This window comes from Sulfurimonas sp., from assembly GCF_029027405.1.
In the GTDB taxonomy this organism is placed as follows: domain Bacteria; phylum Campylobacterota; class Campylobacteria; order Campylobacterales; family Sulfurimonadaceae; genus Sulfurimonas.
The window spans coordinates 2170879-2183550 of sequence record NZ_CP093396.1; the positions used below are offsets into that span (position 1 = coordinate 2170879).

Sequence of the window (12672 nt, forward strand, 5' to 3'; positions counted from 1 at the left end):
GGAGTCTATATTTACTAAAGGCACTATGTGGAATCCTTAAATCAAATAATTTCTGACATCTCATCATTAGTATGGGGCGTTCCTATGTTAACACTATTAGTAGGAACAGGTCTATATTTAACTATTAGGCTAAAAGGCTTACAGTTTTGGGCACTTGGTCATGCTTTTAAACTAATTTTAAAAGATGAAAAAGATGCCAAGGGTGATATCTCCAACTTTCAAGCACTCATGACTGCTTTAGCTGCAACTGTAGGTATTGGAAACATTGTTGGAGTTGCCACAGCTATCACCATGGGTGGTCCTGGAGCTGTTTTTTGGATGTGGGTTACTGGACTTGTAGGAATGGCTACAAAATACTCAGAAGCAATACTAGCCGTAAAGTATAGAGAAGAAGGGACAAACGGCTTTAAAGGTGGACCAATGTACTACCTTGCGAATGGTGCAAACCTTCCAAAACTCGGTTATGCATTTGCATTTTTCACAATACTTGCCTCTTTTGGTATAGGAAATATGACGCAAGCTAATGCTGTTGCTCACGCTCTTTCTACTCAGTTTTCTATAGAACCTTGGGTAAGTGGCATCGCTTTACTGACTGTTACTTCATTTGTAATTCTTGGAGGTATAAAATCCATTGGAAAGACTGCTTCTATCCTAATTCCATTTATGATTCTTGTCTATATTTCTACAGCTCTAGTCATTATAATTATGAACTTTGACAAAGTCGGGGATGCTTTTGGTCTGATATTTTATCATGCGATTAATCCAATAGCCGCTGGAGGTGGATTTTTAGGTGCCGCTGTTGCATCTGCGATTAGATACGGTATTGCCAGAGGTGTATTTTCAAATGAATCAGGTCTAGGTTCAGCTCCAATAGCTGCAGCCGCCGCAAGAACTGATGACCCAGTAAAGCAAGCTTTGGTATCAATGACACAAACTTTTATAGATACACTGGTAGTTTGTACTATGACAGCCCTTATAATTTTAATGGCTCCAGTTTGGATGACTGGAGGCAGTGCAGGAGAGTTAACACTAAAGAGTTTTGAATTTTTCTTAGGAGATACAGGTGCTATAATCATCGTTTTTGCTACTGTATTATTTGCCTACTCTACAATTCTTGGCTGGTCATATTATGGAGAGAGAGCTTTTGAATATATTTTTGGTGAAAAGTCTATCAAAATATATAGAGTCGTCTTTGTTAGTTTTGTTCTTGTTGGAGCAATGATGGAGTTAAAGTTTGTTTGGAACTTCTCAGATGTAGCAAACGGGCTAATGGCAGTTCCAAACTTGATAGCACTTCTTATTTTATCTAAGGTCGTGGTAGAAGAAACAGATAGATATTTTAATTTAAAAAAGATATAATTTGAGTAATATAATAATAAGCAGTATAAATGGTCAGAAAAAATCTTAAAAAAATAAGTAAAAGTGAAAAGTTAAAAAAATTTATAAAAAAGTATAAAGTCCCACCTGAGTACCTTTCAACAAACCGTAAAATGGTTTCAAAAGCTGTTTTCATAGGTCTTTTCATCGCTTTTATACCGATGCCAATGCAGATGGTTTTAGTTTTAGCGATGATGCCATTTTTTAAGTTTAATGTTCCAATTGCACTTGCTATGTGTTGGTTAAGTAATCCTTTTACAATGCCTCCAATGTACTATATCGAGTACCTGACAGGCTCCTATATTTTAGGGAGTGAAGCACTTTGTGTTGAGATGACTTTAGAGTGGTTTAGCGAACATCTTGATGATATTTTTATAGACTTGTATTTTGGAACTTTAATTTATGCGATAGTTGGTTCATTTACTGGGTACTGGTTAGTGAATTATTTTTGGAAAGGCTCAGTAAATAGAGATAAAAAACTTCATCGTCATCATAGAAAAACTTAATATTTAACTATCTTTCTACTATTATGCTTATAATAAAACCAAGCCAAAATACTTACAAAACTCATACCTAAACTCATAACTTGACCTTGAGTTATCATGTTGCAACAAACATATCCGATTTGTACATCAGGCGCACGATATATCTCTGCAATAGCTCTAAGAATTCCATAACTAATAGCATAGATTAAAATTAGTTCTCCACTAAATTTTTGATATTTTTTATATGCAAAAACTACAAGAAAAACTACAAAACCCTCAAGAACAGCTTCATAAAGTTGAGATGGATGACGAAGAACACCATCAACTAATATGCCCCAACTAACATCAGTTTCGCGACCTATAAGCTCTTGATTTAAAAAATTCCCTATGCGACCAAAAACAAAAGCCAAAGGAATAGAAAGAGCCACTAAATCCATAATCTTTCCAAAGGCAATTTGATGTTTTATGGAGTAAATATAAGTGCTAAGTAAAAAACCAATAACTGCACCATGATAACTCATGCCACGGATACCTACAAACTCACCATTTTGAAATGGGTTAAAAATCTCCCAAGGATGAGTAATATAATACATTGTTTGAGTGTCATAAAAAAGAATATAACCCAATCTTGCACCTAAAATAACCCCAATCTCTACATATATAAAATAGTTATCTAAATCTTTACTTTTAAAATCAAGTTTATCTTTTTTAATAAATGCTTTACCTATAAACAAAGCACTCACTAGGGCTAAAACATACATGATTCCATACCAATGTACAGGAAATGAAAATATATAAAAGGCTATCGGGTCAAAGGTATCGTATATATAATTCCAGTTATTCATTATTTGTTTTCCTATTTTTTATTTTCTTTTATACTACAGTTTTTTTATTATATCAATACTATCCATATCAATCTTACTAAATGCAAAAATTTTATTGCCTAAATCTTTTAAACTAGCCCCTATATGATAAACTTCTTTGTCATCTATTATCATAAATCTATCATGGAAATTTTTAGTAATCTTTACATGTAGATTATTGTATTGTTTATTGTATTTTTGTACATCTAGCTTTAACTGTTTTGATATTGATTGAGTATAGATGATTATATGGATATTCTGATTTTTAGACAATAATATCAATACTGCTTCATCAATGTAATTATCTATTAATACAACTGATTTTTTAGCATTTTTAATTATCTCAGATACAAATAGATAAGCATCAAATATCTCTCCTTTAAAAAATATCCCTTGCCTTATTTCTAAGATATTATTTTTAATATGTGATTTGAAAGTAGTCATATCATTTTCCAATGATTGTAGTCTTTGTTGTGTTATCTTTTCTCTATTTATAGCATAACCATCTTGAATATAACTTTTCAATACAGATGTAGCCCACTGTCTAAATTTTGTAGCAGTAATAGAATTTACTCTATATCCAATAGAGATAATCATATCAAGATTATAATGATCTACATCTCTTTGAACTTCTCTGTTTCCCTCTTTTTGAACTACTCTAATTCTTTGAGTAGTTGGATTTTTATCTAGTTCTTTTTGCTTATAAATATTTTTTATATGATAAGTTATATTATGAGATTCTACACTAAAAAGTTCCCCTAATTGCTTTTGTGTTAGCCACACTGTTTCTTTTTCTATGGATACATTTAATTCTAGTTCACCATCGTTGTATGTTATTAGATTATTCATTACTAAGCTTTTACATCTAAAGTATAATCAGTATTTATTATATTTTGTCTGCTTATATCTGATATTATTAAGTTTTTAGTCATTACCACATTTCCTTAGGTTAGTCTATATATAAATATATTAACTCTTTTAATATATTTATCAGTTTATACAATTGTCTTAAAAAATAAAATATTAAGACACCATATACAATAAACAATAAAATTAGGACTAGTATATTTGGTAAAAATACAATTTTTGACAATTCAATAAATAAGATAAATAAAAATAGATAAAATGATGCTTTGATAAGGCTTATATATCGTTCAAATATTTTCTTTTTCATTATAGGATTATCATTTATTCTATCAATATTTTTATTATTTTTTATTTCTAGAATTTGTATAGTCAATGGGATTGAAGCTATAATAAAACCAAATAATCCTGCGATTAAAGTTATTAGATACATAGAAATATTATTATTACCAACTAGTATTTTTTCAATTATATTTAAAATTATTGATATATTATTCATAATGCTCATCATAAAAATCAATGATTGTCTCATATATACTTTTTGAATATTTCAATCTTCTTTGTACATTATCTTCCATACTTTGAAATTCTTCTAAATAAACTTCTCTATCTTTTTTAAAAACCAAAAAATTATCTATAAGAGATAACGCTTCTAGCTGAGATTCTTCATTTTTATACTTGACACTCATATTTGATATATTTTTTAAAATTTCATTTTCTACATTTTTATTAAATAATTTAGAAAAAATATCAAAAACATATTTTCTTCCTTTATCTGTATCTAAATATGTTTTAATTTTTAATTTTGATTTATTTGTTCTTATGAAGTTCAAATACTCATCTCCATCTATATCTTTTAATATAGATGAAAAGTTTTTCATATCAATTTCTACACTTTCGATAGCCTCTAAAAATGTATTTAATCTGCTAATTGGATCTTCTCTTTGAATTGGTGAGAATTTAACATTTTCTATAATATAACTTTTAATAGCTCGTTCAATAACTGATTTAGATGGAGCGTTTTCAATTTCTTCAACACCTAAAACTTGTTTATCTGGAAAGTAAACAAAATGTGCAGGAATTTTTAAATGTATCTCGTCATCTATTATATTTTGATGAGATAGCTTATTATTCTTTTTGTCTTCTTTCATTATACTAGATACATCTTTTGCTAATAAAAAATAATATATATTATCAAAATTAAAATATTCTTTTTCATTAATATAATCAAACCAAATAGATGTTTCAAGTCCATTTTTATTTGTATCAATTACCTGTCTATTTGTATCTCCATCTAATTTTGTAGCCAATTCATTTAAAGATTCTTGAAAACTTTTATACATGAAATATGATTGTCGTTTCCTATTTATTTTTGATTCTAATTTATAAAATGCAATCTTAATTGTTTTCATTTGTTATTATCCTCAATATATTCCATAGCCAAATTTTTCCCATCTTCAATAGCAATCTCAACAGCTCTTTTAGCTACTTCTAAAAGTTGTTTTGATTCTTCTTTTAATTTAAAAGATTCTTTTACTTTTTCTTCTATTTTAGTTTGGATTATATCATCTATAATAGGAATTAAAACCTCTCCTATCTCTGATGGTTTCCAATGTTTTATTATAGAACCACCTGCATCTCTTTGACTTTGCATTTATACTACTAAACTATTTAATACAAGTGTTAAGTATTCAGGTAATACTTTATTGTCTTTTATTGTTAAATGAAGTATTGCACCAAAAGTTATAATATTTGTATCTTTTTTAATATTATAAGCTATTCCTACCGTTCCATCTTTTTGATTAAACATTTAAACTAGAGAAACCTTCATATTTCTTAAATGATAATAAATATAAACTTTTTAATATATTCTCATCTATACCTTCTAGTTCTTCAAATACAGTATTTTCAATACCATTTTGTTGTATTTCTGTTAAGACATCGTCCATCACTTGGGGTAAAGCTTCAACTAATTGTTTAAAAGCTTCTTTTTCTCCTGTTACTATTTCATAAAACTTATCAATAGAAACTCTTCTAATTCTATCATTTGACATTGGATTACCATTTAGAGATACTGCCCATTTTATATTTTGACTATATTTTGCTATTACTTCAACAAGCATACAAGTTGCTTTTTCATCTTCTAGTAATTTATTTTGCATCATCATGTATGTTGCAGGAGATGATTTAGAATTCATTGTATTGTGTTTATTTTTCATTTCAACATAAATTTTATCAACATCATTAATAATATCAAAACCTTTTTTAGGTACACTCCAGTTTGCTTCTTTAGTCTTCCCATTAACAATATACTTAAAAAAATTTTGCTGAAAATATCCTAGAGTATTACTATTTGATTTATCCATTTGCCTTATTGATTCTGCTTCAATAATATCTTCTATCGTTTTTCCATAAATTTTAGAATCAAATGTTAATTTAATTGGGTCAATTAAATTCTTATTGAATTCTTTTAAATTAATTTTAAATCTATATTTTTCTATTGTTTCTTTCACATGGTTAAATAAATTCACATCACTTATAAAACTTAAATTATATTCTCTCATTTTTTTTACCTCTTTTAATTTATCTAAATACTTTATTATTGATAATCCTATTTCTTTTGCCATATTTACAGGAACTGCATTACCAATTTGTTTGTATTGTTCTGCTATTGAACCCTCAAAAATCCACTCGTCTGGAAATGATTGTATTCTTGCATTTTCTCTAACACTAAATGGTCTTAGTTCATCAGGATGACACCTTTCAGTTTGCTTCTGTGCTGGTGTACATAGTACAGTTAATCCTGGTTCATCCCAAGATAATCTTCTGGCTATTCCAGTCCTTCCACCACCCATAAAATAAGTGGTTTTCATATATTCTCTAGCTATATCATCAGGTAAATCTCGCCAACAACCACCAGGTTTCACATGTTTTAAAACCTCTTTTTTCTTATCATTGTATGTAGCACATGGAGAATGTGGAACATTTCTTAATATATCTTTTAAAACTAATTGTTTTTTATATGGTTTAGGAAATGTATAATCTACCCCAATCTTTTCTTTAATATCATTTCTTATTCCGATTATTAAAATTCTTTGTCTTTTTTGAGCAACACCATAATCTAATGAATTTAAAACTTTATAAGTTACAGAATAACCAACTTCTTTAAATATATCTAACATTATTTGTAATGTATTTCCCTTGTCGTGAGTTGCCAAGCCTTTTACATTTTCAGCTAAAAACATTTTTGGTTTAACTTCTTTTAAGATTTTTGCAAAATCCCAAAAGAGTGTTCCTCTTGTGTCTTCTAGTCCTAGTTTTTTACCTGCATAACTAAACGATTGACAAGGATAACCCCCTGATAATAAATCTATTTCTTGATTGTCTTGTAAATAACTTTTTATTCCATTTTTTGAAATTTTTGTTATATCTTCTTGTATAACATTCCAATGTGGTCTATTTTTTAATAAAGTTTTAGTTGCCCATTTATTGATTTCAACAGTGATTTTAGTGTTAAATCCTGCTTGTTCCAATCCTAAAGCTAAACCACCTGCACCTGCAAATAGTTCAATAACATTATATTCTTTTGTAATTATTTTCAACTTGCTAACCTAACATACTCATCTTCTTTTGGGTTCATTATCTTTACACACATATCTATAACATCGAGATTTGAATTAAAAAGTTTTACATCCTGAGGTGATAAAACACAAACAGACAGATGAGAAGGGGTAAGTTCTATGATTTCATCTTCCATATCTAAAACGATACTTTTAAGACTTCTTTTTTGAGTTTTTAAAATATCTTTTTTGATTAAATCTTGTATAGTAAATTTTTCTTGTAAAACATCTCTTAATGATTTGTTTGCTTTTGGAATATCAGGAATAGGCTCAAAATAATTAGGGTCTTTTCTATGATAATAAATAGTTTGTTCACCATTACTCCATATAGCAATAGTTGCACCCGTAGAGTTACAATAACTCTTTAACTGCTCTTTTCCATCTTTTAATTTTGGCTTTTTTACTTCTATGACGATATAAGGAACAGTAGGCTGTACCTTGTCCATGATAACTATATCAGCTCGTTTCACTTCTCTTCCAAAATGTACTGCATATTCTATTTGCATACGACTATAAGGATAATCATAATCTTTATGAAGTGATAATAAAAAAAGTTGTCGTACTAACTCTTCTCGCTTAACTTGTATATCTTTTTGTCTAACTAAGCATTTTATAAAATTTACTTGATTACCTCTTAATTCTTTTTCAAAAATCAAAGAGTCTATCTCTTGGATTTGTTCAGTTTTAAATTGAGTTAGTTTATAGTTAGTATCTTTTAGTATTTCACTTATTTTCATAGCTTAACCCCTAATTTGATAAATGTTTTATTTCCTCAAAGCTTCAGCAATAAGCTCAATAGGATTTTTAAATATAGTAGTAGCTTCGTTCCCCATAGAGTTATTTATCTGCATACGACAAGCACTACACTCGGCACTTACGATATCTGCTTTTGTATTTTTTATCATAGCTGCTTTTGGAAGACCAGCAGCTTTTGCAAAGTGATATTTCTCACTCTGCATAGTCACACCACCAAATCCACAACAAGAGTTTGGGTCACTCATCTCTACAATATTGTAATTTTGACTTATCAAATTCCTTGGTTCTTTATGAATACCTTGCATCTTTTTTGCATGACAAGGATCATGGTATGTAACTATTTGAGTGTCTTTTTTCTTAGATGCTAAAAGTTCTTCTAGATGCGTGTGATGTTGGAGCCACTCTGTAGCCATAAAAATTTTATCTTTAATAGCTATTGCCCTAGCCTTCCACTCAGGTTGGTCATGAAAGTAGTGTTCATAGTCAATTTTTAGCATTGCAGAACAGGTTGCTTCTGGAACTATAATAGCCTCAACATCACTACTAAAACTCTCAAAATACTCTATATTAAACTTAGCGTTATAATCAACTGTATCAAAATCGCCCGTAAAATAAGCAGGAGCAGAACAACATTTTTGACTCTTTGCTAAAAAAGCATCTATTTCTAAATGTTTTAGTATCTCTAAAAGTCCTTCTCCAACATCTTTGTAATTGTAATTTCCTAAACAGCCTATAAAAATCGCTACTTTTCTTTTTCCACCATTATTTATATTTTCAGGGTGAGAATTTAAAAATGATGTTTTTGTAAGACTTGGAAGAAGTCTATCTGCTTTTAACATTGGAAATGAAAAACGAGAGTTCATAGAGTCTATGTCAGCTTTTATCTTAAATCCACAAGTTTGAAAAACCCAACCTAGCTTAAAAGCTAAATCATTCATCCATCTATGACGAAGCAAGAGAAAAAAAGCTCTCTTATACCAAGCAATACCAAACTTTTTTGCTATGTCTGAACGAACTTGCTCTATTACCATATCTGTTGGAAGTGATTTTGGACATACTTCAACACAAGCGGTACATAAAAAACAACTCTCAAAAATCTCTTTTACATTTTCATCTAAGTCTAGGTTTCCTCTTTGATACGCCCCTAAAAGGTCTAAAAAACCACGAGGAGAAGTTACCTCATCTGGATTTACTCTGTAAATAGTACAAACAGGAACACACTTTGCACATTTAATACAGTCATCAGTTATATCTATATAATTGAAAATTTCCTCTCTTGTTTTACTCAATATCTACACCGTTTTTGAAAATGTCTTAGAGTTTGCTGCATGTTTTTTCATATAAGCATCAAAAGGCATCGCAATATTTCTAATAAGCAAAGTTCCAGTTTCACTACACTCTATATGCTCTTCATCCATAGTTAAAAGTTCATCTTCGACAAATGGTTTAAGTGCTTCTATCGCATCTGCAAAATATGTTTTAAACTCTACATTAAATAACTTATCAAACCTTTTAATATCAAGTTTAAAGTTACTCATCAACTCCATAATTACAAATTGTCTTATTTGGTCATCTTCATTTAAAACAACTCCCCTTTCAAATGGTAACTTTCCAGCATCTATGGCTTTTTCATACTCTTTCATATCTTTAAAGTTTTGATTATATGAGTCAACACCTTCACCGATAGAAGTTAATCCAACCCCGATTAAGTCAGCTCCACCTTTTGTTGTATAACCTTGAAAATTTCTATGAAGTTCACCTTTTTTTATAGCCTTAAAAAGTTCATCTTCTGGTTTAGCAAAGTGATCCATTCCAATCATTTTATAACCATGAGAAGTTAAAAAGTCTATTGTATATTGCATGATTTGTAATTTTTCATCTGGGGGAGGAAGACTTGTTTCATCAATCTTTCTCATAGTTTTTTTCATCCAAGGAACATGAGCATAGTTGAAAACTGCAAATCTATCTGGGTCAAGTGTTAAAGCAAGAGATAAAGTTTCTTTAAAAGTTTCTAGTGTTTGATATGGAAGTCCATAAATAAGGTCAGTATTTACCGAGTGCATATTGTATTTTCTAGCTAAATCCATTGCATCTTTAGTTATCGCATAAGGCTGAACCCTATGAACTGCCACTTGAACTTTTTCGTTAAAATCTTGAATACCAAAACTTACACGATTGAAACCTGCTTCACTCATCACACGCATCTGGTCTTCATCGATATGTCTAGGGTCTATCTCACAACTTATTTCTGCACCATCTATAAAGTTTGGAAAGTATGATTTTATATTCTCTATAATTTCTTTTAATTGAGAAGCTGTAAAAAAAGTTGGGGTTCCACCACCAAAGTGCATCTGTATAACATTCCGTTTACAGTCTAGATGCTTAGATAAAATTTCTAATTCTCTTTTTAAATAGTCCATATAACGAAGCATTTTGTCTTCTTTAGAGGTAAAAACAACATTACAGCCACAAAAATAACAAGCATTTCTGCAAAATGGCAAATGAAAGTAAAGACTTAAAGGTCTAGAAGTAACTTGTGACTCTATTTTTTTGATGTACTCTTCATATCCATAAGCATCACTAAATTCTAGTGCAGTTGGGTAACTTGTATATCTTGGTCCAGGTTTTGAGTATTTTGTAAATTTTGCAAAATCGAGCATATTGTATAATCCATGTTTATTTAAGTTACAGACCATAGATAACTTTATTCTCAACAACATTTAAAAGGTTTAGGTTCAAGGCAAACTTTCTTTGGCGATACGAGTATCGTTAAAGAAAGTTTAACGCAGAAGATGAATCTTTTAAATGTTGCCCTTCGGGTGAGAAGATAAGCTACAAGCTACTTCGTTAAAAGCTCTTTAAGCTACTAGTAGCTCATGCGAACTTTCGCCTTATATCTTATAGCTTCTCTTCTCATTGAGTATGAAGTTATCTATGGTCTGTAACTTTATTACCGCGATTATCTCTAAATTTTACTAATAAGTCTATTAATTATATTATTCAAACTTTCCAGCTAATCTTTGATAAATTTCACAATCAGCTAAAAGCTCATCGTGATTTCCAGATGCGACTATGCAACCTTTTTGAATAACTAAAATTTTATCAGCATGTTTTATGGTGCTTAGTCTATGAGCGATAGTGATAGTGATTTTATCTTTTGTATATTTATCAAGAGCTTCTTGAATTCTTTTTTCACTCTCATTATCAAGAGCTGAAGTTGCTTCATCAAAAAGAAGAAGCGATGAATGTTTATATATGGCTCTTGCTATGGCAACTCTTTGACGCTGACCACCAGAAAGATTTGCTCCAAATTCTTCCATCTTAGTATAGATGCCTTCTTCTAAAGACTCCACAAAATCCCAAGCATCTGCTAACTTCAAAGCTTCATTAACTTTATTCTCATCTACCTTTTGTCCATAAGCAACATTTAAAGCAAGAGTATCTTGAAATATATAGATGCGTTGAGTCACTAAAGAGATATGATGTTTTAAAGATTCTAAAGTGTACTCTTTTATATTTTTTGAATTTATTAAAATTTCACCATTTTCACTATCATAGAAACGAAGAAGCATATTTATAAATGTACTTTTACCGCCTCCACTATCTCCAACAAGTGCAATGTTTTCACCCTCTTTCATAGATATATCTATATCTTTTAAAGCATAAGTTTCATCATACTTAAGACTTACATTTTTAAACTCAACACTTTTTATGTCAATATCTAAAATATCCTCTCCATCTATCGTTTTACTTTTAGTATCAAATATTTCAAAAACTCTCTCACTAGCAGCTACTGCATCTTGAATTTTGGAGTAAATTGAACCGATACGACGGATAGGTTGAAATACAAGTCCAACAGCCGTTAAAAAAGCTGTAAATTCTCCAACTGTCATACTTTCATTGTAAACTTCTTTTCCACCTATATATATAACTGCTGCAAGTCCAGCTGCACCTATAATTTCCATCATTGGAGAAACTATTTCACCAACATAAACAGACTTCATATTTATCTTAAAAAACTGCCAATTTTGTACACTAAAACGATTTATTTCAAACTTTTCTGTTGCATTTGCTTTTATAATTTCAGAGTTGTTAAAAACTTCTGTAAGCCTTGTTACAACATCTGCATTTTTTTCTTGTGAACGTCGAGAATATTTTTTAAGTTTTTTTGCAATTAAAATTAAAGGATAAATCACAAGTGGTACGACAACTAAAGAATAAAGGGCAAGAAGAGGGTTTAAATAAATAGTATACGCGACAAGAGCCACAACACTCAAAGACTCACGAAACAACTCAGGAAGCATGTTTGATACAAAATATTGAATTCTTCCAATATCATTTGTCACACGAGAAATAAGCTCACCACTACGGTTTAAATATAAAAAACCCATGTCTAAACTTATCATCTTAGCTAAGAGCATCTCTCTAAAACGAGTGACTATATGCAGTCCGATGTAGTTCATATAAACTGACTGTATATATCGTCCAATCGCTTTTACAAAATATATGCCGACTAAACCAAGTGGAATCAGATAGAGCATCTCTTCTTTTCTATTTATAAACATATCATCCATCAATGGTTTCATAATATAAGCAGTTGCAGTTGTTGCTGCAACTGTTAAAATAATCCCAAATAAAACTAAAAGATATTGTAACTTGTACTCTTTTATATATGGCCAAAAACGCTTTAAAACTTTATTCAAATAT

General features: G+C 30.0%; 12 protein-coding genes. 2 read left to right on the forward strand and 10 right to left on the reverse strand.

All coding sequences use genetic code 11. The features are described from left to right. Window positions 1–27 precede the first annotated feature (27 nt). Together MOV42_RS10515 and MOV42_RS10520 are read left to right on the forward strand one after the other, a co-directional pair. Window positions 28–1359 (forward strand): sodium:alanine symporter family protein, encoded by a 1332-nt coding sequence (locus MOV42_RS10515; protein ID WP_324171136.1) that lies wholly within the window; start codon window positions 28–30, stop codon window positions 1357–1359. Window positions 1360–1388: 29 nt separating this feature from the next. Next, window positions 1389–1883, forward strand: a complete 495-nt coding sequence (locus MOV42_RS10520; RefSeq protein WP_324171137.1) for a DUF2062 domain-containing protein — start codon at window positions 1389–1391, stop codon at window positions 1881–1883. Here the strand turns inward: MOV42_RS10520 and lgt are convergent. From lgt to MOV42_RS10570, 10 genes are all read right to left on the reverse strand, one after another. After that, on the reverse strand, window positions 1880–2707 hold the full coding sequence (lgt, locus tag MOV42_RS10525; protein ID WP_324171138.1) for a prolipoprotein diacylglyceryl transferase: 828 nt from the start codon (window positions 2705–2707) through the stop codon (window positions 1880–1882). The two genes, MOV42_RS10520 and lgt, sit on opposite strands and share 4 nt — an antisense overlap. Window positions 2708–2740: 33 nt before the next feature. Continuing rightward, complete coding sequence (gene rhuM, locus MOV42_RS10530) at window positions 2741–3574, reverse strand: RhuM family protein (RefSeq protein ID WP_324171139.1); 834 nt, start codon at window positions 3572–3574, stop codon at window positions 2741–2743. A 506-nt stretch (window positions 3575–4080) separates the two neighbouring features. Then, complete coding sequence (locus MOV42_RS10535) at window positions 4081–5001, reverse strand: hypothetical protein (protein ID WP_324171140.1); 921 nt, start codon at window positions 4999–5001, stop codon at window positions 4081–4083. After that, window positions 4998–5243 (reverse strand): hypothetical protein, encoded by a 246-nt coding sequence (locus MOV42_RS10540; RefSeq protein WP_324171141.1) that lies wholly within the window; start codon window positions 5241–5243, stop codon window positions 4998–5000. Before MOV42_RS10540 ends, MOV42_RS10535 begins: the two co-directional genes overlap by 4 nt. Next, window positions 5244–5399, reverse strand: coding sequence for a hypothetical protein (locus MOV42_RS10545; protein WP_324171142.1), 156 nt, complete (start codon window positions 5397–5399; stop codon window positions 5244–5246). Beyond that, entirely contained in the window at window positions 5392–7191 is a 1800-nt protein-coding gene (locus MOV42_RS10550) for an Eco47II family restriction endonuclease (RefSeq protein ID WP_324171143.1), read from the reverse strand. The genes MOV42_RS10545 and MOV42_RS10550 overlap by 8 nt, the downstream gene beginning before the upstream one ends. Beyond that, a complete protein-coding gene (locus tag MOV42_RS10555) occupies window positions 7188–7946 on the reverse strand; it encodes a type I restriction enzyme HsdR N-terminal domain-containing protein (protein WP_324171144.1) in 759 nt (252 codons plus the stop codon). The genes MOV42_RS10550 and MOV42_RS10555 overlap by 4 nt, the downstream gene beginning before the upstream one ends. 27 nt (window positions 7947–7973) lie before the next feature. Further along, window positions 7974–9254, reverse strand: coding sequence for a (Fe-S)-binding protein (locus MOV42_RS10560; protein WP_324171145.1), 1281 nt, complete (start codon window positions 9252–9254; stop codon window positions 7974–7976). 3 nt (window positions 9255–9257) lie between these two features. Continuing rightward, entirely contained in the window at window positions 9258–10625 is a 1368-nt protein-coding gene (hemN, locus tag MOV42_RS10565; RefSeq protein ID WP_324171146.1) for an oxygen-independent coproporphyrinogen III oxidase, read from the reverse strand. 336 nt (window positions 10626–10961) lie between these two features. After that, the gene (locus MOV42_RS10570; protein WP_324171147.1) at window positions 10962–12668 is read right to left on the reverse strand and encodes an ABC transporter ATP-binding protein; all 1707 of its coding nucleotides are present in this window, start codon (window positions 12666–12668) and stop codon (window positions 10962–10964) included. Window positions 12669–12672: the final 4 nt, after the last annotated feature.